23 protein-coding genes are annotated in these 25,788 nt (G+C 46.9%); 10 read left to right on the forward strand and 13 right to left on the reverse strand.

Going from position 1 to position 25,788, the window contains the following annotated elements; genetic code table 11:
* Positions 1-36 precede the first annotated feature (36 nt).
* The 5 genes from AB3114_RS00665 to AB3114_RS00685 all read right to left on the reverse strand — a co-directional run bounded on the left by AB3114_RS00665 (position 37) and on the right by AB3114_RS00685 (position 3,982).
* Positions 37-414: a hypothetical protein gene (locus AB3114_RS00665; protein ID WP_367341334.1), complete on the reverse strand. Its 378-nt coding sequence runs from the start codon at positions 412-414 to the stop codon at positions 37-39.
* Positions 415-489: 75 nt separating this feature from the next.
* Positions 490-1,413, reverse strand: a complete 924-nt coding sequence (gene rbsK / locus AB3114_RS00670) for a ribokinase (RefSeq protein WP_367341335.1) — start codon at positions 1,411-1,413, stop codon at positions 490-492.
* Between the two features lie 529 nt (positions 1,414-1,942).
* Positions 1,943-2,260 carry a thioredoxin gene (gene trxA / locus AB3114_RS00675; RefSeq protein WP_367341336.1) on the reverse strand — a complete coding sequence of 106 codons (318 nt, stop codon included), beginning with the start codon at positions 2,258-2,260 and terminating at the stop codon, positions 1,943-1,945.
* Positions 2,250-3,041 (reverse strand): TerC family protein, encoded by a 792-nt coding sequence (locus AB3114_RS00680; protein ID WP_367341337.1) that lies wholly within the window; start codon positions 3,039-3,041, stop codon positions 2,250-2,252. Before AB3114_RS00680 ends, trxA begins: the two co-directional genes overlap by 11 nt.
* A gap of 11 nt (positions 3,042-3,052) precedes the next feature.
* Positions 3,053-3,982, reverse strand: coding sequence for an RluA family pseudouridine synthase (locus AB3114_RS00685; protein WP_367341338.1), 930 nt, complete (start codon positions 3,980-3,982; stop codon positions 3,053-3,055).
* A gap of 111 nt (positions 3,983-4,093) precedes the next feature.
* Here AB3114_RS00685 and AB3114_RS00690 point away from each other — a divergent pair, with 111 nt between their 5' ends.
* From AB3114_RS00690 to AB3114_RS00720, 7 genes are all read left to right on the forward strand, one after another.
* Complete coding sequence (locus AB3114_RS00690; protein WP_367341339.1) at positions 4,094-5,011, forward strand: magnesium transporter CorA family protein; 918 nt, start codon at positions 4,094-4,096, stop codon at positions 5,009-5,011.
* A gap of 64 nt (positions 5,012-5,075) precedes the next feature.
* Positions 5,076-6,524: a C69 family dipeptidase gene (locus AB3114_RS00695; RefSeq protein ID WP_367341340.1), complete on the forward strand. Its 1,449-nt coding sequence runs from the start codon at positions 5,076-5,078 to the stop codon at positions 6,522-6,524.
* Positions 6,525-6,665: 141 nt separating this feature from the next.
* Positions 6,666-7,310, forward strand: a complete 645-nt coding sequence (locus AB3114_RS00700) for a TetR/AcrR family transcriptional regulator (protein ID WP_367341341.1) — start codon at positions 6,666-6,668, stop codon at positions 7,308-7,310.
* A 2-nt stretch (positions 7,311-7,312) separates the two neighbouring features.
* Complete coding sequence (locus AB3114_RS00705) at positions 7,313-7,636, forward strand: HIT family protein (protein ID WP_367341342.1); 324 nt, start codon at positions 7,313-7,315, stop codon at positions 7,634-7,636.
* A gap of 12 nt (positions 7,637-7,648) precedes the next feature.
* Positions 7,649-8,377, forward strand: coding sequence for an NAD-dependent deacetylase (locus tag AB3114_RS00710; protein ID WP_367341343.1), 729 nt, complete (start codon positions 7,649-7,651; stop codon positions 8,375-8,377).
* Between the two features lie 19 nt (positions 8,378-8,396).
* A complete protein-coding gene (locus tag AB3114_RS00715) occupies positions 8,397-9,086 on the forward strand; it encodes a dihydrofolate reductase family protein (RefSeq protein WP_367341344.1) in 690 nt (229 codons plus the stop codon).
* 42 nt (positions 9,087-9,128) lie between these two features.
* Complete coding sequence (locus AB3114_RS00720; RefSeq protein ID WP_367341345.1) at positions 9,129-10,013, forward strand: alpha/beta hydrolase; 885 nt, start codon at positions 9,129-9,131, stop codon at positions 10,011-10,013.
* Between the two features lie 88 nt (positions 10,014-10,101).
* Here the strand turns inward: AB3114_RS00720 and AB3114_RS00725 are convergent, their stop codons facing one another.
* The 4 genes from AB3114_RS00725 to AB3114_RS00740 form a co-directional block, all read right to left on the reverse strand.
* Complete coding sequence (locus tag AB3114_RS00725) at positions 10,102-12,627, reverse strand: M1 family metallopeptidase (RefSeq protein ID WP_367341346.1); 2,526 nt, start codon at positions 12,625-12,627, stop codon at positions 10,102-10,104.
* Between the two features lie 143 nt (positions 12,628-12,770).
* Positions 12,771-13,640 carry a YitT family protein gene (locus AB3114_RS00730; protein WP_367341347.1) on the reverse strand — a complete coding sequence of 290 codons (870 nt, stop codon included), beginning with the start codon at positions 13,638-13,640 and terminating at the stop codon, positions 12,771-12,773.
* Positions 13,621-15,189: a gluconokinase gene (locus AB3114_RS00735; RefSeq protein WP_367341348.1), complete on the reverse strand. Its 1,569-nt coding sequence runs from the start codon at positions 15,187-15,189 to the stop codon at positions 13,621-13,623. Before AB3114_RS00735 ends, AB3114_RS00730 begins: the two co-directional genes overlap by 20 nt.
* Positions 15,190-15,211: 22 nt before the next feature.
* The gene (locus AB3114_RS00740; protein WP_367341349.1) at positions 15,212-15,880 is read right to left on the reverse strand and encodes a histidine phosphatase family protein; all 669 of its coding nucleotides are present in this window, start codon (positions 15,878-15,880) and stop codon (positions 15,212-15,214) included.
* Positions 15,881-16,063: 183 nt separating this feature from the next.
* Between AB3114_RS00740 and AB3114_RS00745 the strand changes: the two genes are divergently transcribed.
* Positions 16,064-18,199, forward strand: coding sequence for an LTA synthase family protein (locus AB3114_RS00745; protein WP_367341350.1), 2,136 nt, complete (start codon positions 16,064-16,066; stop codon positions 18,197-18,199).
* Positions 18,200-18,256: 57 nt separating this feature from the next.
* Here AB3114_RS00745 and AB3114_RS00750 read toward each other — a convergent pair whose 3' ends face one another.
* Both AB3114_RS00750 and AB3114_RS00755 read right to left on the reverse strand, forming a co-directional pair.
* On the reverse strand, positions 18,257-19,099 hold the full coding sequence (locus tag AB3114_RS00750; protein ID WP_367341351.1) for a YdcF family protein: 843 nt from the start codon (positions 19,097-19,099) through the stop codon (positions 18,257-18,259).
* A 129-nt stretch (positions 19,100-19,228) separates the two neighbouring features.
* On the reverse strand, positions 19,229-20,239 hold the full coding sequence (locus tag AB3114_RS00755; RefSeq protein WP_367341588.1) for an NAD(P)/FAD-dependent oxidoreductase: 1,011 nt from the start codon (positions 20,237-20,239) through the stop codon (positions 19,229-19,231).
* 177 nt (positions 20,240-20,416) lie between these two features.
* Between AB3114_RS00755 and AB3114_RS00760 the strand changes: the two genes are divergently transcribed.
* Entirely contained in the window at positions 20,417-21,376 is a 960-nt protein-coding gene (locus AB3114_RS00760; RefSeq protein ID WP_367341352.1) for a nucleoside hydrolase, read from the forward strand.
* A 132-nt stretch (positions 21,377-21,508) separates the two neighbouring features.
* Positions 21,509-23,464, forward strand: a complete 1,956-nt coding sequence (locus AB3114_RS00765; RefSeq protein ID WP_367341353.1) for a cation:proton antiporter — start codon at positions 21,509-21,511, stop codon at positions 23,462-23,464.
* Positions 23,465-23,514: 50 nt separating this feature from the next.
* Here AB3114_RS00765 and AB3114_RS00770 read toward each other — a convergent pair whose 3' ends face one another.
* Complete coding sequence (locus AB3114_RS00770; RefSeq protein WP_367341354.1) at positions 23,515-24,657, reverse strand: 5-methyltetrahydropteroyltriglutamate--homocysteine S-methyltransferase; 1,143 nt, start codon at positions 24,655-24,657, stop codon at positions 23,515-23,517.
* Positions 24,658-25,045: 388 nt separating this feature from the next.
* Complete coding sequence (locus tag AB3114_RS00775) at positions 25,046-25,786, reverse strand: alpha/beta hydrolase (RefSeq protein ID WP_367341355.1); 741 nt, start codon at positions 25,784-25,786, stop codon at positions 25,046-25,048.
* Positions 25,787-25,788 lie beyond the last annotated feature (2 nt).

The raw sequence follows: 25,788 nt of genomic DNA on the forward strand, positions 1-25,788 counted from the left end.
AGAAAAAGAGCGACATTTTTTTGTCGCTCTTTTTCTTTACTCATCTCTGTCATGTTTCAACTTAGCTAAATCCGCCATCTTCGGCGAATCCGATGCAATATTCGATCCTAGTCGGGCACCCATCGCCGCATCAATTGTCTGCAAATCCTTATATTGCTCTTGAAGGCGCTGTTTCTCCTGACCATGTCCCAGGTAATGACTGATATTTTGCTGCATCATTAGCTTGCAGATTGCCTCAGTGGTGTCATCATTCACGTCGTGATGAGCCAAGAAGTTCAAGGCCGCCATTTTGTCGTCTTCATAACCTGCATCTTTACCAAAGTACACGTCCAAATACGCACGCTGCGTCGGCCGAACCTGCTTTAACAGTTCTTGGTGTAGATGATCATATGCTTTGTTTTGACTATCGTTCATTTTTGCTTCCTCCCTATCCCAAATATCCAGCTTTAGTGTACTCTTGTTAGGCATTAGGAAGCGAACAAAGAGTATTTAGTCACGATCCAAAGCTTCGCGAACTTTTTCACCCGTTGGGATTGATGGCATGGCGCCCATCTGTTGAACCGTCAGACTGGAAGCCCGTTGCCCATAAACCAGGGCATCCTCAACGTTATCAAGGTTCTTATGCAGCTGTGACACTGTTGCGCCGATGAAGGTGTCACCAGCAGCAGTCGTGTCAACAGCCTTAACCTTAAATGCTGGTACTAAGCCATGACCCTCAGGAGTTGCGTAAAAGACACCCTTAGATCCAAGAGTAATCAGTGTGTACTTTACGCCCTGACTTGCAAAGAACTTAGCGGTCTTAACCATACTGTCTTCGCCGTCCAGCTTGATTCCTGAAAGCAAGGCACTTTCGGTTTCGTTTGGGGTAACCATGTCAGTGTACTTCAACAGATCTGGATGGATCGTTTTAGCTGGAGCAGGATTAAGGATAGTCGTTACGTTATGCTTCTTAGCTTCCTTAAAAGCCGCAGTCGTAACAACTTGTGGAGTTTCAAACTGACTGATCAAAAAGTCGACGTCGTCCAAAACGCTATCTGTACCCTTCAAGTCATCAATTGTCAGGGCCTGGTTAGCACCACCATAGACCATGATGTCGTTTTGCCCATTAGCGTCGAGAGTGATAGCCGCCGTGCCAGTGCCGTGGCCATGATCTACACGGATGCATGACGTGTCAATGCCTTCGTCCTTCAAGGATTCCAGCATAAACTCGCCTTCATTATCATCCCCGACCTTACCGATAAAGTAAGTCTTGGCACCAGAACGAGCAGCGGCAACGGCTTGGTTGGCACCCTTGCCACCAGCTGCAGAGCTCTTGCTCAGTGCGGCAATCGTTTCACCAGGTTGTGGGAACCGCTCAACGTGGTAAGTGGTGTCGACATTAATACTTCCTAAAATTGCAACTTTGTTTGACATTTCGTTCCCTCCTCAAAGGTCTACTTCCATCTTGTAAATCGTTTTACGTCTATCTGTAAGATACCATATTATGGAAACGATTGCAATATATAAGCTGAAAAACCACCTTCTCGGAGCTCCGGATGGGATAGCCTAGGACGGACGTTGGCACGTTCACGTGTCGGCGTTCGTCTGTAGCTATCCTCTAGGAGCTCGGTGGGTTTTCGCGATTGGGAAGTGCGACCAACTCGTACAGAGAGCCCGGTGATCTAACCTAGAACGGGAGCTGGCACAGAATGGGGCGGCTGCCGTTCGTAGTTAGATACTTAGGGCTCTGAGTTGGGAGCACGTTATCTGGGCAACCAACTCGTACAAAGAGCCCGGTGACCTAACCTAGGACGGACGTTGGCACGAAACGGGGCGACGGCCGTTCGTAGTTAGATACTTAGGGCTCTGAGTTGGGAGCACGTTATCTGGGCAACCAACTCGTACAGAGAGCCCAAACAAAAAAGCAGAACCAGCAAACTCATTGCCAGCCCCGCCGTAAATGTCATTCTGCTATTTTGCGTTCTAAGTAGTGTGCCAATTTGTCGTATGGATAAACACCTGTCACCTTTTCTTTGGCTTTTCCATTGCGAAAAAGTACTAGTGACGGCACACTGTAAACTTTAAATTTCGTTGCCTGATCCTGCTGACCATCGACGTTAAAACGCACAAATTTGATCTGCGATCCATAATTTTCTTCCAATTTTTTAAGCACTGGTTCAGTCATCTTGCATGGACCACACCAAGGTGCCCAGAAATCAACAATGGTCAGGGGACCAGCAACTGCTTGATCAAAGTTGTCGGTCGTTGCATCAGTCGCCATTATCTGCTTTTCTCCCCTTTCTTGCGTGGTTAGCCCGCCGGATAAAGTGGATAACCAGCGTCACTGCAAAGATCCCCACAATAAACAGGCCAAACCAGTCTGAAGGAATTTCAATACCGATTGCTGGAATCGTCAGGAAAAGCTTAACCGCAATGATGGCAATCAAGACGTAGGCCATGGGTTCCAACTCTGGAATCTTTCTCATCAGTTTGATAATCACTTCAGCAATTCCTCGCATGCAGAGAATCCCAATCATCCCACCGATCAGCACCACTACCGGATTGCTGGAAACAGCAAGTGACGCCAGCACTGAATCAATGGAGAAAATGATATCCATAAATTCGATCTGTGCGACAACCGACCAGAAGAACTTACGTCCCTTTAGCTTTGAACGCAGCCTCGCCGTCTGTTGTCGACTACGGTGGTGTGCTGGCTTTTTACCGAAGAATTTACTACTAAAGAAACGGTATACCAGGTAAATCAGATAAGCCGCCCCAATTACCTTAATTTCCCAAAAATGGATAAGGTAGGTCCCGACACCGATAATTAGGAACCGAAAGAGGTAAGAACCCCAAATCCCGTAAAAGAGAGATTCTTCTTGTTCCTTCAATGTCGGCAACACCCGAGTCTGAGCCGCCAGTACAATCGCATTATCTACCGAAAGCAAACATTCAATCATCACCAACGATAAAATGATCAACCAGTCCTGGCCGGATGTAATGACGTTCTCCCAGTTTTCAAGACTGAAGAACGGGCCATAAAGTTTGGCTAAAAGTGACAACTAATTCCTCCTTATTGAGTTCTATTTTCTAAGTCAAAGTCTATCAGTTTTTGCTTGAAAAAGCGAGGAGTTGGAGCATGAATAGCTAAAGTTTGCATACTAAAGGGCAATACAAGCCGCAGAGCATAACCATGCAGCATTAGCCGCTTGACTGGTGATGCCGGATTGTACAATGGATCGCCAACTAAGGGGTGCCCCGAATGAGCCAAATGCACCCTAATTTGATGAGTGCGGCCCGTCGCCAACCGCAACTTGACGAGACTAGCACGCGTGCCTAAGCTCAAAACCTGATAGTTGGTAAGCGCATGCTGAGCATGAGTGCCGTCGACCATCCGCTTGCGTTTATCTTCCGGATCGCGACCGATCGGCCACGAGAAGCGACCACTATCTGGACTCAACGATCCCTCCACAATTGCTAGATAATAACGATGAATCTGACCGCTACTAATAAGTCGGTCAAGAATCGGCACCACCACTGGGTTTTTAGCCACGATCATTGCCCCGCTGGTCTGCTGATCCAAACGGTGAACCATGTAAGCCGCACTAGAAGAGGAACTTTGCTTCAGATAGCCAGCCACATCGTTCATCAGTGTTCCTGGTTCACCGTCATAATTAGGATGCGATTTTTGGCCTGCCGGCTTATTGACTACCAATAAATCGCGATTCTCGTAAAGAATATTCAAACGAGGATCTGTCGATGGTACATATGAAGACGTTGCCGTCCGAAATTCGTTTCCCAGGAAATTTAGTTGAACATGGTCGCCAGGATGCACCACCGCATTCATCGATTGATAATGGTCATTTAAAAGCACCCGGCGACCAATTCTCAAAAAATGCACAAAACGTCGCGGTAACAGCCACTGCTTCTGCAACAAATCACGCAATGTTATCTGCTGTTGCTGCTGAGAAAGTTGCTCATCAATTGTCCACCGTACTTTCATCAAAATTCCTCCTGTTTCGAACCATTATAGCAATAATCTCCCGATTGTTAGCTTTACTTTTTCGAGATTAAATAGTTCAATTAGTTAGGTACAGAGATTGGAGGGAATCGCATGCTCAGCACAGAAAAAATCAATAGCAACAGCCAATGGATCAGTGTCTTTGAGCCCTTGCCCAACGAACGACAAGCCTTGATCAATAAGTACGAAGTTACCCAGGAAATGCTTGGCTACGCTATTGACCCGTACGAAAAAGCCCGGGTAGAAGTTGACCCAGCGGCTGGCGTGACCCTGCTGATCTTCGACGTCTACGTGCCAACACATTCCCAAGCTTCAGCGCAAACTGCTCCCATCGGCATTATGCTGACGCGTAACAACCTCATCACGTTTACCAATGCACAGACCAACTTTGTCAACGGATTAATTGCCAAAGAATTAGCCTTGTTACAAAAAAATGGCAGCATTTCCGATCGCTTTAACCTGGTTTTCCCGGTCCTCTACCAGTTGTCAACGGCCTATTTTGGTCCGCTCCGCAAGGCTGACCAGCAGCGACAACAGCTCCAGGAAAGTCTGGGCAAGCATACTGCCCGTAAAGCCATTACCGAGATGACGGAAATTGAAACTGGTCTTGTTTATATTTTGACGTCACTCAAAGGCAACGTTTCTTTGTTGGAAGAACTGAAGCGGCGTTACCCCGATCTTTCCACCAAGCAACAGAACGACTTGGATGACGTCATTGTCGAAGCCCAGCAAGGTCTAGAAATGGCCCAGATGACATCGGACGTTTCTGAGCGGGTGTCCAATGCCTATACCAAAGTTTTGGACAGCAACCTAAACGAAACGATGAAGTTCCTGACTGTCTACTCGATCGTCCTGTCAATTCCGACAATCGTGTCTGGTTTCTATGGGGAAAACGTCAAAACATTGCCATTTGCCAATTCTGCTTTTGCCTGGCAAATCACCGTCCTGATCGCCCTCATCTTAATGGGCATTTGCCTCTGGATCATGTTCAACAAACGCTGGTGGCACTGAAAAGATTGGGTGCGTTATAATTAAAGTGTTTACATTATCGTTTTAACGCGAAAGGGGTATCTCAATGTCAAAGCATAAAATTCAAGGTTCATCATGTACTGCCATCCTCGTTGGCAAGTGCGCATCCATGGACGGATCAACCATTATTGCCCGCGATGAAGACGGCTACGACGGTATCAACCCAAAGAAGTTCGTTGTCATCCCAGCCAAAAACTACGATGGCGTTCACTACGTTTCAAAGTACAACGGCTTCGAATGCGACCTTCACGGTGATGGTGCCCGCTACACCAGTACACCAAACGGCAACGAAGACCAAGGTATGAAGGGAATCTGGGGCGAACAAGGCATCAACCAATATAACGTTGCAATGAGCTCCACCGAAACCGAACTGACCAATCCCCGTTGTCTGGGCCACGACCCGCTGGTCAAAAACGGTGTCGATGAAGACTCCATGTTCTCCATCGTGATGCCGTTTATCAAGACGCCACGTGAAGGGGTTGAATTGCTGGGTAAGTACATCGAAAAGTACGGTACTGGTGAATCAAACGGGATCGCCTTCTCCAACAAAGACGAAATCTGGTACTTCGAAACGGCTGCTGGTCACCACTGGGCTGCTGAACGGATTCCGGATGATTGCTATGCAATTTGTCCCAACATCATGTGCATCGAAGACTTTGACTTCAATGACCCTGACCACTTCCTGTGCGACCCCGACCTGAAGGACTTCGTTGAACGTCACCACCTCAACCCAAACCCTGGCACGTTTAACTTCCGCAACATTTTCGGCAGTCAGAATGAAGCTGACTCCACCTACAACACACCGCGGACTTGGTACGGTCAAAAACTGTTTAACCCATCGATTGAACAAGATCCTACCAGTCAGGATATTCCGTGGTTACGCAAACCTGAAAAGAAGATCGCCATCGAAGACGTTCAGTACTTCCTGAGTTCCCACTACAATGGTACCAAGTACGATCCATTCGACACCTTTGCTTCTGGTGACAAGAAAGATATGCAAAAGTTCCGTCCGATCGCCCTTGACCGTAACCAGGAATCCAGCATCTTGCAAATTCGAAACGACGTCCCTGCTGAATATGCTGCTATCCAGTGGATTGACTTTGGCTTCTACGCCTACAGTCCGTACGTTCCGTTCTACACGAACATCAACGACACCCCAACCAACTACAAGACTGCTGACGAAAAATTTGATATCAACAGTGCTTACTGGATGCACAAATTGCTCGAAGTCGTCGTTGAACCACGCTACCACGACTACATCAACGAAGTTAATGCTTTCCGCGATGGCTGCCAGAGCTATGGTGTTGGCCGGGTCGATGAAATTGACGCCAAGGCTGCTAAGCTATCCGGTCAAGAGCTACAGGACTTCTTGACTAGGGAAAGCATCGCTACGGCTGACCACATCAGTGATAAAACACGTGAATTGTTGGACAGCTTAATTCACCATACCCTGCTGAACTCCAAGTACCAGTATGAGTTGGGTGATAACCTATAAGCTTTATCGATAGTCAAACAAGATAGTCGCAAGAGGTCTTCGATTTCCTGCGACTTTTTTATTCACTGTTTTGAAATAAAAAAGATAAAAAATGTTTCATTTATTTCAAAAATGTGTATAATAACCATCAAGGTGATCAAAATGAAACAAGATAAACGCAAACAGTTAGTGTACCGAATTTTAAATCAGCTTCTCAAAACTGGTTTTGAAAATTTAAAAATGGACGATTTTATCAACATGATGTCAGCTAGTCGTTCGACTGTCTATCGCCATTTCAAATCACGTGAAGACATTATTGACGCCGTTGTGGATGAATATATCCAGTATTTACAACAATTTACTGCCCCACAATTTCCCACCAGCGCTGACGAGTGGGTCAAATCACTCGAACAACAGCTAGAGAAAACATTGGTCTTAAACAGTCATCTATCTTCAATTTTTTTGCATGATCTTCATGATGAGTTCCCCGAAAAGCTAGAGCGATTGCAGACACACATCAGTCAATATGATGACCAACAAATTGCCTTCTTTAATGAGGGCCAGCGACAAAGTATCTTTAACAAAACGCGGCCCGAATTATGGATATTACAGGATCGCTTAATGATCCCCAAACTAATCGACCCCAATTACCTGGTGTCGCATAAGCTCACCGTTAACACCGTCATCGATGACTACGTCTCAATGAAAAAAAGTCAAATCTTGAAGACTGAGTATCAAAACAAGTTTGATCCATCTTTTACCAAGTCCATCATTAGCAAAATTACTAAGGAAATCAGGATGGAATGAAGGTGATCAATATCTTTAACCGAAATTGTGTATTCTGCCATTTAGATGATAACAAGATCATTCTCCAAAACGATGGTGCCAAAGCTTTCTTTGATATCCATCCGATGGCTAAGGGACACTTGCTGGTCGTTCCAAAACAGCACTTTGTAACTTGGTTTGACATTCATCAAGACATTCAAATTCAAATGATTGAGTTGCTAAACCAAGCCAAAACCAAGCTAGACCAAGAATTTCATCCCCAAGGATATCAAATATTTAGTCACGTCGGACGGGTCGCTGGCCAACGAATTGGTCATGCCCATATTCACCTAGTCCCAGTATATTAAGGAGGCCTCACTATGCGTCTTTTTAGTAAAACAGCCAACTCATTCACTGACAGTGATATCGATCAACTGGCAAAGTTAATCAACCAATCACAACATACCTACGCCATTACCGGCGCTGGCATTTCCACTGCTGCCGGTATCCCAGATTTACAACATCTGTCTGGTCTTACGAGCATGTCATTGTCCTCAGAAAGCAATCTCGAACAACACCCTACCAGTTTTTATCGCGGCTTTCACCGGATTTTCATCGATCCCATCTTTGATAACGGCCCAACAACTAGTCACCGTGCCCTAGCGAAACTGGAAGAAACCGGCAAACTCGACGGGGTGGTAACGACCAACGTCGATTACCTTCATGAAATTGCTGGAAATAAGCACGTCGCTGATATTTGGCGATCATTGAATGTCAATCACTGTCTCAATTGTGGAAAAATTTATGACATCAATATTCTCAAAGAAGCTGTCCCACGGTGCCCAGCATGTGGTAGCTTAATCTCGCCAGATCCCATCTTTCATCACATTGGCATCGACGATCATGCATACGAACAGGCTAATGAATGGATGGCCCAGGCCGATCTCGTCATTGTGGTAGGTTCCAACGGTTATTACAGCAACGTCAACTCACATGCAACCGTCGTTAACATCAACCGGGCAGCTAACGATTTTGATAGTCGAGCAAATCTGACTTTGCGTGGCGATGCTGACCAAATCATGGCAGCCGTGATGAAAAAAGTAGCTTAAGCAATAAAGGAGGAAAATCATGAAACGAGCAAAAGTAATTATCCACATGTACGTCTCAATCGATGGCAAGTTCCAAGGTCAATATGGGTCCACAGAATCAGGCGCTTATTATGGTCCAGCCTTGTTTAAAATGAGTAATGCCAATGGCAACGGCAGTGCCACCATGATCGAAAATGCGGCTCCAGCTAAAGATGACTTTAGTGAATATGATGCTACCGGCATCAATTATGACGACTATCTTCCCAACCTGCCTGACACAACTACGTGGGCAATCTCTTTTGACCGTCATGGCAAGTTAAACTGGGCAACTCCTTACTGGAATCAGGATGGTTTTAAGATGCGGGTTATTGAAGCCGTCACAAAAAGTGCTTCCCTGAACTACTTAGCATTTTTGCGGCAGAAAAACATCCCCTACATCGTTTGTGGTGAACGTGAATTCGACCTCAACGAATTGCTAGTGAAGTTAAAAGAACACTATGCCATCGACCCGCTGGTTGTTTCTGGTGGCGCCATTATTAACGGTGTCTTCCTGCGGCAACACTTAGTCGATGAATTATCCTTAGTAGTAGCACCGCACATCAATGGTAACGATGAAATCCGTTCATTCTTTGATACGATGGGTGAGTACGTCGACGACACTTTTGCATTCACCGGTGCTCAAAAATTAGCAGACGGTGGTGTGCATCTGCATTTCAAACGCGTCCGTTAATAACTGCTTCATAGGTATATTTTCATCAAAGGAGTCTCTGAGATGACTAGACGTCGTAAAATAATTACCCTTGTTCTCGCTTTTGTGATTATCATTGGCGGAATCTTCTTTGCTGGGCGATTCATCCACCGAAGCATCCACAGCAAACAATACATTTCTTCAACCACCCCTACCCTCTTCGTTCACGGCTGGGGCAGCAGCTACCGTGCAGAACGTCAGATGGTCAACTACGCCAAAAATGAAGGTGTCTCCAATACTGTTGTTCGGGCCGATGTAGCTAAATCAGGTCACGTGTCTTGGCACGGTAGTATTCCTCGTGGCGCACGAAACCCAATCATCGAAGTTAATTTGCTAGATAATAAGAGCATTACCAGCGCCAAGGACAATAATGCCAAAGGCTACCAACACGTCAGTCGTTACGTCACTGATGTCGTCCTGGCCATGCAAAAGAAGTACCATTTTCAAAAGATGAACTTAGTTGGTCACTCCATGGGTAACATGCAGATTGCTTACTATATTCTTGATCATGGTAACGATCCACATATGCCAACCCTTGAGAAACAAGTTTCCATCGCCGGTCACTACAATGGCCTCAATGCGATCGGCAATGCTAAGCATTACAAAATCATCTCTCAGTCGTTAGGTAAACCCAACCACATGGTTTCAGAATACAAGGGATTACTGAAATTGCGACACAACTATCCTCAAACTGCCAAAGTTCTTAATATCTATGGTGATTTAAAGGATGGCAGTCATTCAGACGGCCAAGTTCCCGTCAATTCAGCTAAATCATATAAGTATCTGGTGAAACCACGGGCCAAATCTTATCATGAACTAGAAATAACTGGGCGAATGGGACAACACAGCAAACTTCATGAAAATAAGCAAGTTGATCGTGCCTTAGTCAATTTCTTGTGGAAAAAATAATAGCACATCAAAAAATAAGATCCATCCAGAATTTGATCACAAATTCCAGAGGGATCTTTTTCTATGTAATTGGAATTAAATTATCTTTTTACAGTTCCTTAGCAATGGCTTCATTGACGGCCTTGCCTTCGTCCTCAACCAGAGAAGCCTTCCCCGCGATGATGTTGGTGTCCATCTTGATTTCACGGGTCAAGCCTGGTGTGTTGATCTTTGGATTGAAGAAGTCTTTAAATTCGTTCAAACGCTTGGTTGTGTGGAAGATACCGGCTGTCACCGTAATGTAGGTAGCAAATTCCATGTCACCACCGACGGTCTTATCCAACCAATCCCACTGGTCACGCAGCCAATCCCAGGCACGCTGCTGGCCCTTTTGGTTGGCCAGGACACCACGGTACCAGGCACGCAGGTCTTGTGGCTTAATCGTAGCTGCATCTTCAAACTTATCAACTAACTTAGCCAGCAATTGGTCATCTGGTGTACTGGTCAAAGCAGCGCAGATGTCTTCCTTGTAGGAAGGATCAGACGTCTGAACATAGTCGTTCAGCAGATGATCGAAGAGAACTCCGCTGCCGTAATTCTGCACTTCATTGCGCAGAACAAAGAGCCGCACATCGGCTGCCAGATCAGCCGGCTTGTCCTGGAAAGCTTCGAAGAGACGGTGAGCCGCTTGAATGGCATCCTCATCCTTGGCGTACAGGGCGGCGCTGAGGATGTAAGGACGGGTCAGTTGGTCATCGTTGCTCTCGCCTTCCTGGCTTTCCCAACCCAGACGTTGCATCTGTTCGTGGCTGAGTTTGCCAAAGAGTTTGCGCAGCTGATCTTCAGTTTCACCTGGGGTGACGAAGTTCTTGAGGTAGTTAGCAATCCGGTACAAGGCGTTGTTAACCACGGCAGAATGGCTGTTAGCAAAGCGCATAATCAGCGGAACCAGTTCTGCGTAAGAACGTTGCTGACCCTGAGCTAGTAACCGGGCATCCTGTAAGATAGCCAGTTGGTCAATTGGGGACAGTGCATCCAGATGATCCAGAATATCTTTCATCAACTGGTCATCATATTTCACGATAAAGTGTGAATTGTTGCCATCATTGATGATTAGTGGCTTGCCAGCTTGCTCGCGCAGCTTGCTGTAGTCACCCACTTTGATTTCTGAGTCTTTCATGATTTCTGGAAGACCATCATAGTTGGCATTCAACGGGATCTGCCAAGTCCGACCGGCATCCTTGTGTTCACCGATGAAGAACTGCTGTTGACGAAGCAATAACTGGCCGTCTTCAACGGTGGCAGAGACAACTGGGTAACCGGGTTGTTCCAGCCATGAATGCATGATCGCCCCGATGTCCATCCCTGAAGCGTCACCAAGGGCTTTCCACAGATCGTCACCGGCAGCGTTGCTGTATTTGTGAGCGGCAAAGTAGTTCTTCAAGCCCTTGCGCAGAGCGTCGTCACCCAGCAAGGAGCGAACCATGACTAGCATCCGTGAACCCTTGGCGTAGACAATGGCTGCGTCAAAGATGGAGTCAATTTCCGCCGGATCGTTGACGTCGACGTGGACCGGTTGAACCCCATCGGTAGCATCACGTTGCAAAGCCATCGGAGCTTCGCTGGTCTGGAACATTTCCCAGATATGCCAATCAGGTTCGAGGGCATCGACAGCAACGTATTCCATCATGTTAGCAAAGCTTTCGTTCAGCCACAGATCATCCCACCACTTCATGGTTACCAGGTCACCGAACCACTGGTGAGCCAGTTCGTGTGTGATGACAGTAGCAACTAACTGTTTATTCTCCAAAGTAGTATTATCCGGATCAACCGTCAGGTAAGCTTCCCGGTAGGTGATCAGGCCCCAGTTTTCCATGGCACCGGCTGAGAAGTCAGGTAAAGCCAGCTGGTATGAATGATCCAGTGGGTATGGCGTCTGGTAGAAGTCTTCGTAGAACTCAATGCAACGCTTGGCAATGTCCAAAGCAAAGTCCAGTTCTTTGGGTTGGTGGGCCTTGGTACTGAAGACGCCAACTTCGACACCGCTCTTGGTGTGAGTGATCTTACTCTGCATTTCACCAAAGGCAAAGGCAACCAAGTAAGTGGACATCCGTACCGTTTGCTTGAAGTAGTGCACGCCGTCCTTAACGTGATCCTCTGGCGTGTTAGCAATGACGGTTTCGCCCTTGTGTTCGTCAAACTTAATGGCCAGGCTGAAAGTTGCCTTGGCTGCTGGTTCATCAACACACGGGAATGCCTGACGGGCTGCCGTAGTTTCGAATTGCGTTCCTACCAACTGCTTTTTTTGACCATCCACCTGGTAGTATGACGGGTAAATTCCCATCATCGTGTCAGTCAGCTTAGCGTGGTAATCGATCTTAACCGTCACTTTACCTTGTGGTGCTTGGACGTTCAGCACCTCATCTTTTTCACTAACGTCAAATGGCACGACCTGGTCATTAACGGTCACGTCATCAATCATCAGGTACTTTTGATTGATGGAAATTGGTGATTGAACCGCTTCACCAGTAATCGTGGTGGTTCCTTTGATTGTCTTGTCTGCCCGGCTGATATCTAAATAGACATCGTAGTGTTCAGGCTTAAATGTATCTAATAAACGTTTATGTTCACCCATCTTAGCTGACTCCTTTATATTCTTTTTTCAGCTTAACTCCTTTATTATAACCTTGATTGTTGAGAAAATGCACATATGTCGCACCACGATACGCAAAAAGCGCTGCAGACCGTTTGAAGTCATACAACGCTTTGAATTGTAAATTAGTCCTTGAAAGAATTCGTCACGTGGTAATTGCCCATCTCAACATTGGCCGGTTGGGTAATAATCCATGATCCCGTGTCCACACTGCGAATCAGCTGCTTAAGTGCTGGTAACTCGCCACGTTGCACAACGATTAGGATCACGTCGGTCTCCTGTTCGGTATAGACACCAGTTCCGTGCAATAAGGTGGCACCATGAACATAATGCTTAAGTACACGTTGTACCTCCTGCCGATGCTTCGTCAGGATCAAGACGCTAGTCTCCTTTTGCATCACAAACAGGTAATCCATCAACCAGCTGACCACGATCATCCCAATCAGGCTGTAGATGATGCGACCCGGGCCAAAATAGATGGCTGCACCTAGCAAAATCAGGCCATTGATGACGTTGTTAATAAAGCCGACTTTCCAGTGATAACGCGACTGGAAAAAGGTCGTTAAAATGTCAGCTCCGCCCGTCGTAAATCCTTGATTAAAGCACAAGCCAACACCAGCCCCAATCAAAGCGTTGCCCACGATTGTGTTGGTTAAGGGATCTGTCACCAGCGTTGCCGACGGAATGACCCGCAGGAAAATAACGTTAGCTAATAAGGCGAAGAGCGAAAAAATAATGTAACGCATCCCAAAGACCCGCCAGGCAAAGATAAAGAGCGGAACGTTGAGTATCAACAGCCACTCTCCAATCGACAGCGGAATCCCGAGAGGATGCAGAATGGCATTGAGTAATTGAGCAATCCCGATGAATCCTACAGAATACGAATGTGCATTGCTCAAGAAAAGGTTTACGCCCATCGCGGATAAGACACCATAAAGCACGGCAAAGAAACTTTGCTTGCTATAAAAGCGCCACTTAGAGTTTGGCTTTATCATCATGTCCTCCGTTATCTTCAAAATTAGCTAGCTGCTCCTGCAATTCTACTAAGAGCTTAAAACTCGGTTGCATCATCTGCTCTAGTTGGGTAAAGATGGGCAAGATATGCTGGTAAACATCTGCAGGCTCTGCTTGTGGCGAATAATGCTGTTTTTTGCCGATGAAATTCTGGACAGCTCCCAAATCATCAACCATTCCCAGACTTTGCATGGCCATTACAACAGCACCCAAGCACCCAGATTGGAAACTGGCTGGAATTTCCACATCACAATCCAATACGTCCGGTAACATTTGCCGCCAAATAGAAGAACGTGCAAAACCGCCCGTCGCAGTAACCTTCTTTGGTTTGCCAACAAGATCAACCAGTAAGCTGTAAACAGAAGCAATGTTCATGTTAATGCCTTCCATCACGGCCCGCAGCATGTCCGCCCTGGTATGTAATTCGGATAAGCCATAAAAACTGCCACGTGCATCAGCATCCCACAATGGAGCTCTCTCACCGCCCAAAAATGGGTAAAAAAGCAATCCATGGGCTCCAGCTGGTGTTGAAGTAATTAATTGATTGGCTCGTGCATAACGTTGTTCCCGGTTTTCCGCAGTCATATGACCATCGAGCAGTTGATCGACAGCCCACTGGTAAACGTCGCCACCGTTATTTAACGGCCCGCCGATGACCCAGTGGTACTTGTCGAGGGCATAGCAAAAGAGTCGTTGCTGGGGATCGATGACCGGATGATCTGTTACCACCCGGACGGCAGCAGATGTTCCGATCGTGATGGCAATAGTGTTAGAGTGCAGAGCCCCCACCCCGAGATTAGCCATTGCACCATCGAAGGCACCATAAACAAACGGTGTTGCGGGTTTCAGCCCCATTGCCTTAGCTATCTCAGGTCGTAAACCCTTCTCCTGGGTCGTTCCGTTAACAATTTCCGGTAATTGATCGATTTTTACGCCGGCTCGTTTGATGGCATCAGCATCCCAGTGGCGTTGGTTAATGTTAAACATCCCCGTTCCACTGGCAACCGAAATATCAACCCGGAAGCAGCCAAAGAAACGGTAAAAGAGATAAGACTTAATATCGGCGACATATTTAGTCCGAGCCATCACGTCCGGGTGAGCTTCTTGGAGCCACATCAGCTTAATCAGTGGTGACATCGGGTGAATTGGCGTCCCCGTTCGCGTGTAGAGTGATTCAGCCGCCAACGATTGACGTAAGCGATCGGCCACGTCAGCTGCCCGGGTATCAGCCCACGTTATTACCCGGGAAATAGTCTGGTGATTTCGATCTAACAAGAGCACACTCTGGTTGGCACTGGAAAAGGCAACAGCCGCCACGTGATTAGCAGCATTGGGCACACTGTCAACAGTTTCACGAATGACAGCCACCACATCTTGAACCAACTGTTCCGGATCTAGTTCTGCCATTCCAGTGGAATCCCGAAAAAGCCGACTATAGCGACTGGCCTGTCCTAAAATATTGGCATGCTCATCATACAGCACAGCCTTAATACTCGTTGTACCAACATCAACACCAATTAGATATGCCATCTGCTCCCTCTCTCCCTACGAATTATTCGTTCAATTTTGTTAAATTATAAGCGGTGACGCTGATCTTGTCACCGTCCATCAACAGCTTCGTCAAACTGCCGTTAGCTGGGCGCTTGGTAACGTCATATTTACCTCCGCCAAAGCGTTCAACCAAGCTGAGCAAGGTATTACCATGGCTGACCCACAAAACATTGTCGCCATCGTGAAGATCACTATTTTGAATCAAGGCCAGTCCTTTGTTGACCCGGTCCCAGTACATCTGATTATTTTCTGCTTGGTGGAAGGGGTCGGCATCATGCAAGTAATCCTTAGCAGTACCGATGGAATGTGCAGTCACAATGTCTTTAAAGGATTTATAGCCGTGTGGTAATCCGGCCATTTCCCAAGCTAGGGACATATTAGTGCCTTCGAAGACACCATAGAATTCCTCCCGGAAGTATGGAGAATAAGTAGCCTTTTTCACTGAATCTGCCTGGTTCATTTCCAGAATTTTTTTGATGGTTTCCTGGGCCCGTGTGGTATCACTGCAAAAAGCCGCTGCAAAGTGAACATTCTTCAGCATTTCACCAGCATGGACGGCGTTTTCCTTACCCTTTTCTGTCAGTGGCGAATTACTCCAGCCCTGCAATTTATTGTAAATATTGAAATAAGTCTGGCCGTGACGAACAAGATATAAATTCAGCTTTGTCATCATCCATTCCTCCATTCTTAATTATTCACAACTTCATTTTACCCCGCTGCTTTGACCGTGCACAATTTTTACTTTCGGTTAAGACTGATTTTTTCAAAAAGCCACTTTAGCAAAGTGTGATAGAATACCATATATAATCAATGAAATATTGAAAGAGTTAATTACGCGAGGATTATTAATCTGATGAAGAAACTCAGCAATTTTGCGGACACACGGATTGGTTTATTCACAATTCTGGTGGTCCTTTTTTGGTTGAAAACTCTGTTAGCTTACTTTGCCGACTTCAAACTCGGTGTTAGCGGCATTTTTCAATACATTATTTTGATCTTAAACCCACTGGGCACGACAATGCTGCTCTTTGGGATTGCCTTTTATTTTAAGCGTTCGCGCTTCTTCTATCCCGTCTTACTAGGAATCGATGCACTGAACACGCTTTTGCTTTACCTCAATGTCATCTACTTTCGTGAATTCACGGATTTCATGACAATTGCCACGATGACCGGCTATTCCAAGGTTAATCAGGGACTTTCTGGTAGTTCTCTGGCGTTGACAAATATCCATGACTTGCTCTACTGGGCAGATCTAGTCATCATTTTGTTATTAATGCTCTTCCGACGGATCCATTTTGATCCCCGGGCACTCAGCACACGGTTATCTTTTGCCATCACGTCAATTGCCATCGTTGTTTGTGGGCTTAACTTAATGGTTGCCGAAATGAACCGCCCACAACTGCTGGCGCGGACCTTTGACCGCACCTACATTGTTAAATACATGGGTGTTGACTTCTTTACCGCCTATGACTTAGTTAAGTCGCAGCACATCAACGATATGCGTAAAACAGCCACACCATCAGAGCTGTCACAAGTCCGAAAATACACCAAGTCACACTACGCCGCCCCTAACAAGAAGATGTACGGCATCGCTAAGGGGCGTAACGTGATCATCATTCACCTAGAAAGTTTCCAGCAATTCATCATCGACAAAAAGATCAATGGTCAAGAGGTCACGCCATTCCTAAATTCCCTGTACCACAGCAAGGAGACTTACGCCTTTGACAACTTCTTCCACCAAGTCGGCCAGGGTAAAACTTCGGACGCCGAAAACATGCTCGAAACCAGTACCTTCGGCTTACCACAAGGTTCACTTTTTGCCACTCTAGGCAGCGACAATACTTTCCAAGGCGCACCTGCTATACTCAAACAGCGTGGTGGTTATACTACCGGGGTTTTCCACGGCAACGTTGCTAGTTTCTGGAACCGCAACAATGTCTACAAAAACCTCGGCTACCAATACTTCTTTGACTCTAGTTACTTTGACACTTCTGGTGATAAGTCGACTGGTTATGGTCTAAAAGACAAGTTGCTCTTCGCTAACTCAGTCAAATACCTGCAAAACTTACAACAACCGTTCTACGTCAAGTATCTGACCGTCACGAATCACTTCCCGTTCGACCTTGACAATGAAGATAAGGATCCCAACTTCCAAACCACCAATACGGGTGACACGACCGTTGACAACTACTTTGTCACAGCCCACTACCTGGATCAGTCTGTCCAAGAATTCTTCAACTACCTGAAGAAGACGGGATTATACAACCACAGTATCATCATGATTTATGGTGACCACTACGGAATTTCCAATAGTGAAAACAAGAGCCTGGCGAGTGTCCTAGGTAAGTCCGCGGACACATGGACCGACTTTGACAACGCTCAACTGCAACGGGTGCCAATGATGTTCGTCATTCCTAATGCTGGCAATCATGGTTACATCAGCCACACGTATGGCGGCGAAATCGATGTTTTGCCAACACTAATGCACCTATTAGGGATCAGCACGAAGCGTTACATTCAATTCGGGACAGATCTCTTCTCGAGTCACCACGACCAAATCGTGGCCTTCCGTAACCAAGATTTTGTCACCCCACACTACACCAGTGTCAGTGGCACAATCTATAAGAACAGTGACGGTCACGTTGCCAAATTGACTAAGGCACAAAAGAAGCACTTAAAGGCAGATCACAAGCACGTCATCAATGAGCTTCGTCTATCCGATTCACTGAACGAAAAGAACTTGCTGCGCTTCTATCATCCAAAGGGCTTCAAGACCGTCAAACCATCTGATTATAACTACTCGGGTGGACTAAAGCGGGAAAAGCGGATTGAACGCAAACTGGGGAATAAATCAACTAGTTTGTACAACAAGAATGGTAACAAGAGTACGGTCAGCGATTACCAGACCAATGCTCCGGAAAAGAACCACAAGTCCACGGATTCCAACCGGATTAAGATTACAAACCCTGATAGCAATAAGGGGCAGTAATGATAATTAAGCTAAGAAGCTGAAAAGGCAGAGCCGATAAGGGCCCCGCCTTTTTCTTTACATCACAATCAACCAGCCAATGATGATTGACAACAACACCATCACCACAATGCCAGCTGGATTCATCTTCAATAAAGCTCCGTATTCACGGACAATTTGGTTAATTAAGCATGGCACTGGCATCACCGCCCCAGCACCACTGATCTGCCAATTCAAGCGACGTACATAGACCAAGGCTCGCAGGACGTGATAGTCATTGGTGACGAGCGTAATAGTCGCATCCTGGTTCTCTTGCCAATCCCGTTGAATCAATTGGCGAGCAAAAAGCAGGTTTTCAGCGGTCGAGGTCGATCGTTGATCCAAAATCATTCGTTCCGCTGGTACCCCTTGCGAACGCAAATAACGAAACATCGCTTGCGCTTCAGACATGGCCTCATCACTGCCCTGCCCACCGCACAAGACTAATTTGGTTCGTGGCGAACGCTGGTAAATTTTAAGGGCCAAATCACAACGCCACTTAAGAAATGGGGAGAGATAATGACGGCCGATGAAACAGCCCAGAACAATGATATAATCCCTATCGGTTGGCAAAGAACTGTGGCGCACCCGCCAAAAATAGGCAAAATAAGTCAGCCAAATAACATCGAGGATGGCACCTAAACAGGATAATGAGGTGAGTGCCCACCGAACGATCCACGGCATGAAAAAGCCAATTTCCAGTTCAAAGATAGTAAATGCGAATGGTAGTAGCAGCAAAATATTAATCAACAATAGGCCCCAAGCCTGATGCCGTGGCCGCCAGCCAATCCGTCTGGCCCGTCGATCTGCAACAGCAAAAGCTAACCAGATCATAATAGTCAATATTCCAGCTGCTAATGTCAGTCCTTCAATCCCAGTCATCATTCACCACCTCACTGAAAAGGAGTCTCCTTGTCAATTACACTCCAGTTATAAAGATACTATAGTTAAAGCCCCAATCTTCGGTAACGTCGGAGACTGGGGCCTTATTATTACTATTTTGCTAACACGTTAGTTGGGCTTCTTCAGGTCCAAGGAGCTGCTGTGACCAGAAACAGTCCGTTCTGGGTAAAGCAGCTTAGTGATCGCCGTGGCAGCAATTGGCGCTTCACCAAAGCCAGTAGCGATCAATGGCGTCCGTCCTTCGTAGTGGACCCCATCCCCGATGGCATAAACGCCCGAAATATTGGTTGCCATCGACGTGTTTACCGTCAGCTGGTTGCGTTCACTAGCCAGATCCAATGACCAGTCTCGCAAAGCGGCATTATTAGCGGTGAAGCCATAGTTAACGATAATGTAGTCCACCGTCAGTGTCTGTTCCTCGTCATTACTGTGCATCTTGCGCAGTGTCAGTTGTACTGAGCCATCACCATTGAGCGTGATCTCACGTGGTAAATAAGGGGTGATTAAGTTAACGTTTTCTGTTGAGCGCAATTCGTCAACAACTAACTTGTGGCCACGGAAGTTATCGCGACGGTGAATGACGTCGACTTCTTTAGCGACCGGTGCCAGCATCTGGGCGTTGTCCAAAGCTGAGTTACCACCACCAAGAACGGCTACCCGCTTACCAGCAAATTCTTCTTTATGACGAACGAAGTAGCGAATTTGCTTGCCAGTCATTTCATCAGCGCCAGGTAATGCCAAGGGACGCGCCTTAAAGGCCCCGTTGCCCAGAGCAATGATGACAGCCTTGCTGTGGGAAACACGGTTACCACTGACAATCTTAAAAGTACCATCGTCTTCTTTAACGACATCCGTTACTTTTTCACCAGTAAATTTGTCGACTGGTACTAACTGCAGCTGGTCTTCAAGCTTTTTCACCAGGTCTGCAGACTTCACACCAGGCAGTCCCGCTACGTCCCAAATCTTCTTTTCCGGATACAGAGCCGTCAGTTGTCCGCCAAATTGTGGCAAAGCCTCAATTAACTGAACCTTCAGTTTATTCAAGCCACAATAAAAAGCCGCGAACATCCCTGCAGGGCCACCACCGACAACAGTTGCATCATACATATCACTCATTATCCTGTCCCTTCTTTTCTCCCCAGTTGATACGACCATTATTGTATCAGATCATTGCCGATCGATGAAATATTCTGCCAGTTTTGGTAAAACATTTTACTTTTTTGCTTGTGTTTGCGCTTCCAAGTCTGTATCATAATAGATGTAACAAGAAAAACGTTTAACGGGAGGACTTAACAAATGGCAAAGAAAAAAATGATCCTGGACCTCGACACCGGTGTTGACGACTCACTGGCCATTGCCTACGCCACCGCTGCCCCTGACGTTGACCTAATTGGGATTGTCGCTTCATATGGCAACAACCTCTTAGACGTCTGTGCCGAAAACTCACTGAAGCTACTGGAACTGCTGGGCCAAACCCAGGTGCCTGTTTACAAGGGGCTGCCGCATTCCAGCACTAGTGACCACTTTGATGTCATGCAGGTTTCCAAGGATATCCACGGTAACAACGGGATTGGTGAAGTACAGCTGCCAAAGCCGAAGCGCCAAGTCGAAGAAGAATCTGGCGTTGACTTCTTCATTGAAGCTGCCCACAAGTATGGCAAAGACCTGATCATCGTTCCAACTGGCCCGATGACCAACTTGGCCGCTGCTATCGAAAAGGACCCGTCGATCACCAAGCTGATCGGCAACGTCACCTTCATGGGTGGTGCCCTGACGGTGGAAGGTAACGTCACTGACGTCGCTGAAGCTAACATCAACCAAGATGCTAAAGCGGCTAACACCGTGCTTTCTAGCGACCTGCCCGAAACTATGGTTGGTCTGGACGTTACCCTGCGGACCCTCTTAACCAAGAAGGAAACTGCTAAGTGGCGGGCACTCGGCACCAAGGCCGGCAAGGCTTACGCTGATATTACCGACTTCTACATCGACGCCTACTACAACCTCGACATCGACAAGAACGGCTGTGCCCTGCACGACCCACTGGCAGTCGGCGTTTCACTTGACCCATCATTCGTCACAACCATTCCAATGCACATGAAGGTTGTTTACGAAGGCCACAACTACGGCCGGACTATCGGTGACAACAAGAAGCTCAATGATCCTAACCCGAACGTCAACGTTGCTGTCAACGTCGACAAGGATCGCTACCTGAAGACCTTCATGGATTACCTGACTGGTCTGTTCAAAGAACACTAATTACAACGACATAATCTAACAAGCCGGAGAAATTCGATTTCTCCGGCTTTGTTGTTTCGCGGCCATCATGTCTTCGCTTATAATAAAAGCTAGCTTGTGTCCGTCTAAGAACGCAGAGAAAGGAAAAAGAGCATGGAAACCGTCGCCGGAATATTCTATTTGATCGTCGCTGTCGTTGCCGCCAACATTGTTCACATGATTTTGCCACGCCTACCCCTGGCCATCTATCAAATCGCAGCCGGGATTATCCTATCCCTATTACCCCTGCACGCCAGCATGTTTCGCTTGCACCCAGAACTGTTTATGATGCTGATCATTGCACCACTGCTGTATAACGATGGGCAAAGGCAATCGGCCCGGCACCTAACTAAAAACATCAAAACCATTATGTCCATGGCGGTGGGACTAGCCATCGTTACGGTCGTCATCCTGGGTCTCGGTCTCCACTTAGCCATTCCTAAGTCCTTTACCCTGCCCCTCTCATTCATGCTGGCTGCGGTTATTACCCCGACGGATGCGGTTGCGGTGAAGTCCTTGACGACTACCGTCAGCATGCCCGAAAATGTCAATAACACCCTCGAATACGAATCGCTATTTAACGATGCTTCAGGCATTGTGCTTTTTAATCTCGCTCTCGCCTCACTTACCGATGGCGTTTTCTCGCTGGGCAGCGGCATCGGTACTTTTCTCTACGTCTTCTTCGGTGGCATTATTTTCGGATTAATCCTCGGTTTTATCATCGTCCGTCTGCGGTTGTGGCTAATGAGCCAATACGCCGACATCACTTCCATCGTCCTGCCAATCGACATGATGACTCCCCTGGTGGTCTACTACCTGGCTGAAGAACTGCATCTCTCTGGCATTTTAGCGGTCGTGGCGGCTGGTGTTGCCCACAGTATCCTCTACAATCGTCTACAACTCACTTCAACCGAAATGCAGGTTGTCGGGGCTGCTTCGTGGAACATCGTTCGCGACATTTTAAACGGCTTGGTTTTCGTTTTCCTTGGCGCTACGCTGCCCCAAATCCTTCATGGCATTGACGTCAAGCTGCTCCTCATTGCCTTGGAAATTGGGGTTGGACTATACGTAGCCATGACCTTGATTCGCTTCCTGTGGGCGCGCTTCGGTTTAGTTAAACTTAATTTTGAAAAATATCAGCAATCACCTAACCGGGGATCGTTTTTGCTGGCAATCGGCGGCATTCACGGAACCATTGCTTTAGCGATGGCCTTTTCCATCCCCGTCGCTATTCGCAACCACGTTGACTCCTTCCGCAACCTGATGATCATCATTACGGCAGTGGTCATTCTGACCAGTCTCTTCGTCGGGGCCGTCATCTTTCCTCGTGTGCTGCCAGCCAAAAAGTGTGGCTATAACAGTGAAGAATTCCAGAGTCACCTGGTAGCCGCTGTGCAAACTGCCATCACGTACCTGCAAACCCACTATGGCGTGCACAATAACCAGGAAACCGGCATCGTCATCAACCAACTGACTAGTCAAATGACAGAAATGACAAGTATTGATAAAGAGGAGTACGAAAGGATTCTGGAAGGAACCCAAAGCGTTGAAATTGCTACGGTGGATCAACTGAACGCCACCGGACAAATTTCAGACGCCACGACGGACTTCTACGAAAAACACGTCACCCGGATGCTCGTTTTCAACGGGCACCACGTCCTGCGCAATATCATTTCTACCTTCCGGCGGCGCATGAAACGGCGGCACTTCCAACGCAAAATGAAGGCCAACAAGGAGAAACTGCATAACGTCAAACCAATATCTTTCTCTAAAATTTTAAAAGAAGTGAACTTAACCGTTGAACAGTACCTATCAGAAGTCCAAACACCTGATAACGTCAACGAAGTAGCCGCTGTCCGGCAAGTATACTTCAATCGCCAACGTTTCTTTAACCAACACGGCACCGTCGACGATGACCTTGTTACCAGTCTCTTTGTCGAAGCATTCCAGCAAGAGCACAGTTACGTTCGCTCGCAGCTTAGTGACGGTCAAATTAACCAGGCTTTGGCGAACGCGCTCAATGCCCGGATATCAACGGACGAAATGGTTCATTCCCAGTCAATAGACTAGAAAAATCCCGGCCAATCGCCGGGATTTTTTAGCCAATAGTTTATTCTTGTTTAATTGCCCCAAACTTCAGTAGCGATATCCTTAACTAGTTTGATCTTAGCCCACTGTTGATCTTCCGTCAGGATGTTACCTTCTTCCGTTGAAGCAAAACCACACTGGGTACTCAAGCAAAGATGATCCAGTGGGTGGAACTTAGCGGCTTCCTGAATGCGTTGTTTGATCTTTTCAGGATCTTCAAGATCACCAGACTTAGAAGTGATCAATCCCAGTACAACGTACTTGTCATCAGGAACCTTAGCCAGTGGTTCGAAGCCTCCGGCACGATCACTGTCGTACTCAAGATAAAAGGCATGCACATTTTCCTGTGCAAAGAGCGTGTCAGCAACGGGTGCATAGCCACCACTGGCTGCCCAAGTTGAGTGGTAATTCCCACGGCAAACATGGGTATTCACGGTCAGATCATCCGCTGGCAAGTTATTTAAGACAGCATTGTTGAGGTCAACAGATTGTTGTTCCAATTTGTTTAATTGATCTTTGTTTAAATTATTAGTAGCATGATCTGGATGTGCGTTCCAGTCAGCGTAAGTGCCCCAGGTACAGTCATCAAATTGCAGCGTCCGACACCCTGCATCGTAGAATTCCTTCACTACCTGTTGGTAAGCCGTAGCTAGATCAGCGGTCAAATCGTCAAATGAACCATAAACTTTTTTAACTCCCGGAATATTTTCGGGACGCAAAAATTCCAGCAAAGCCTGTGCCGGTGACGGAATCGTTTGTTTGACTTGCGTCCCCGCCTTAACGTGGTCCCGCACAAATTTGAAGTGATCGACAAATGGGTGATTGGTTCCGCTGACTTTACCAACCACTTTAGCCGTTTCGGCTCGCGTGGTCTCATCATTGAATTCATACCCTTCATCAGCCTTAGCTTTCGTGATGCCGTTCAGGCCCCAGATAAAGTCGAGGTGCCACCAGCTCCGCCGAAATTCACCGTCAGTCACCGCATGGAGGCCAGCCGCTTCTTCCTTATGCAACAGATCGACGATGGCGTGGTTTTCTACTTCGGTCAACTCATCGTGGCTAATTTCACCCTTAGCATATTTAGCGCGTGCGTCCTTCAGTTCAGTCGGTCGCAGAAAACTACCGACAATGTCATAACGAAATGGTGAAACTGTCCGTTTAGTAAATTCAGTCATTAACAAGAACCCCTCTCAAATAAAAAAGCCCCTAGGATCAGCACTGCACTGATCCTAGGGGCGCTACATCAAAATTGACTTAGCGTGTTACCACCCTAATTAGTATCACTCAAAGAGTCATACTCTCTCAATGGGCGCTCCAAATGGAAAGCCCAGATACGATATCGTGTATCAACCCGTCAGTCGCTAACCAAAAGCTCACGGCTGCCATCGCTCCAAGACCATCTTCGTTACCATTACCAATACTGCATCTCACCAAACACAGCTCTCTGGAAAAGGCGCCGGCAATTACTCATCTCTTCAACGCGGTTTCTGAATGATTGACATTATAATATTAGATATTTCTCATAATGTCAACACGATTTTTTAATTAAAATACTTTTTTGCCTTAACGAACATAGCGGTTCACAAAAGCCTTCACGTGCTGCTGATACTGGTGCGGCTTAGTTTGGTACGAACTAGCATGTTTCGCACCAGGAACAATCCATAATTCCCGTGGTCCCCGCGTTGCATGGTAATTTTGGTAAACCATTCGCGTCGGCACAAAATCATCGCGCGAGCCATGGATGAAGAGCATTGGACGGTAGTTATGGTGCAATGCTTCTGTAGAGCTAGCCTGGCGCAAATAAAAACCATTGAGGACCCTGTTGTATAAACTCATCGCCGTTTCAAATTGTACCGTCACAAAAGCTGGCAAGTGGTAACGTGCCCCAGCTTCATAACTCAATTCATTGAGCACACTGCTGTAGCCACAGTCTTCAATAAAGCATTTCACCTGCGGAGGTAAGTTGAGGCCACTTGTCATCATCGTCGTGGCACCGCCCATACTGACACCAAACATGACAATTTTGCTATTCTTGCCGTTGTGCCTGATGATTCGCCGAATCCACAGTCGTTGGTCCTGCCGTTCGGGCCAGCCATAGCCGATCAACTTGCCAGTACTTTGGCCATGTGCCCGTGCATCAGGAATCAGGACGTTATAGTCCATCTGGTGAAACATCGCAGCGTATGCTCCCATCGTTTCCTTACGGTTCATGAAGCCGTGGCAAATCAAAGCCGTTTTCTCTGTCCGGTGACCTGCTGGAATATAGTCGGCCACTAAGCGGTCGCGACCGTTGGCGGCCGTCATTC

The organism is Limosilactobacillus sp., assembly GCF_040772465.1.
Taxonomy (GTDB): Bacteria; Bacillota; Bacilli; order Lactobacillales; family Lactobacillaceae; genus Limosilactobacillus.

Coding starts and splice junctions, on each gene's coding strand:
- AB3114_RS00730 (WP_367341347.1), bottom strand. CDS start 13,640: ATGATAAAGCCAAACTCTAAGTGGCGCTTTTATAGCAAGCAAAGTTTC.
- AB3114_RS00740 (WP_367341349.1), bottom strand. CDS start 15,880: ATGACAAAGCTGAATTTATATCTTGTTCGTCACGGCCAGACTTATTTC.
- AB3114_RS00685 (WP_367341338.1), bottom strand. CDS start 3,982: ATGAAAGTACGGTGGACAATTGATGAGCAACTTTCTCAGCAGCAACAG.
- AB3114_RS00765 (WP_367341353.1), top strand. CDS start 21,509: ATGGAAACCGTCGCCGGAATATTCTATTTGATCGTCGCTGTCGTTGCC.
- trxA (WP_367341336.1), bottom strand. CDS start 2,260: ATGGCGACTGATGCAACGACCGACAACTTTGATCAAGCAGTTGCTGGT.
- AB3114_RS00760 (WP_367341352.1), top strand. CDS start 20,417: ATGGCAAAGAAAAAAATGATCCTGGACCTCGACACCGGTGTTGACGAC.
- AB3114_RS00665 (WP_367341334.1), bottom strand. CDS start 414: ATGAACGATAGTCAAAACAAAGCATATGATCATCTACACCAAGAACTG.
- AB3114_RS00775 (WP_367341355.1), bottom strand. CDS start 25,786: ATGACGGCCGCCAACGGTCGCGACCGCTTAGTGGCCGACTATATTCCA.
- AB3114_RS00715 (WP_367341344.1), top strand. CDS start 8,397: ATGAAACGAGCAAAAGTAATTATCCACATGTACGTCTCAATCGATGGC.
- AB3114_RS00725 (WP_367341346.1), bottom strand. CDS start 12,627: ATGGGTGAACATAAACGTTTATTAGATACATTTAAGCCTGAACACTAC.
- AB3114_RS00690 (WP_367341339.1), top strand. CDS start 4,094: ATGCTCAGCACAGAAAAAATCAATAGCAACAGCCAATGGATCAGTGTC.
- AB3114_RS00745 (WP_367341350.1), top strand. CDS start 16,064: ATGAAGAAACTCAGCAATTTTGCGGACACACGGATTGGTTTATTCACA.
- AB3114_RS00710 (WP_367341343.1), top strand. CDS start 7,649: ATGCGTCTTTTTAGTAAAACAGCCAACTCATTCACTGACAGTGATATC.
- AB3114_RS00700 (WP_367341341.1), top strand. CDS start 6,666: ATGAAACAAGATAAACGCAAACAGTTAGTGTACCGAATTTTAAATCAG.
- AB3114_RS00770 (WP_367341354.1), bottom strand. CDS start 24,657: ATGACTGAATTTACTAAACGGACAGTTTCACCATTTCGTTATGACATT.
- AB3114_RS00695 (WP_367341340.1), top strand. CDS start 5,076: ATGTCAAAGCATAAAATTCAAGGTTCATCATGTACTGCCATCCTCGTT.
- AB3114_RS00720 (WP_367341345.1), top strand. CDS start 9,129: ATGACTAGACGTCGTAAAATAATTACCCTTGTTCTCGCTTTTGTGATT.
- AB3114_RS00750 (WP_367341351.1), bottom strand. CDS start 19,099: ATGACTGGGATTGAAGGACTGACATTAGCAGCTGGAATATTGACTATT.
- AB3114_RS00735 (WP_367341348.1), bottom strand. CDS start 15,189: ATGGCATATCTAATTGGTGTTGATGTTGGTACAACGAGTATTAAGGCT.
- rbsK (WP_367341335.1), bottom strand. CDS start 1,413: ATGTCAAACAAAGTTGCAATTTTAGGAAGTATTAATGTCGACACCACT.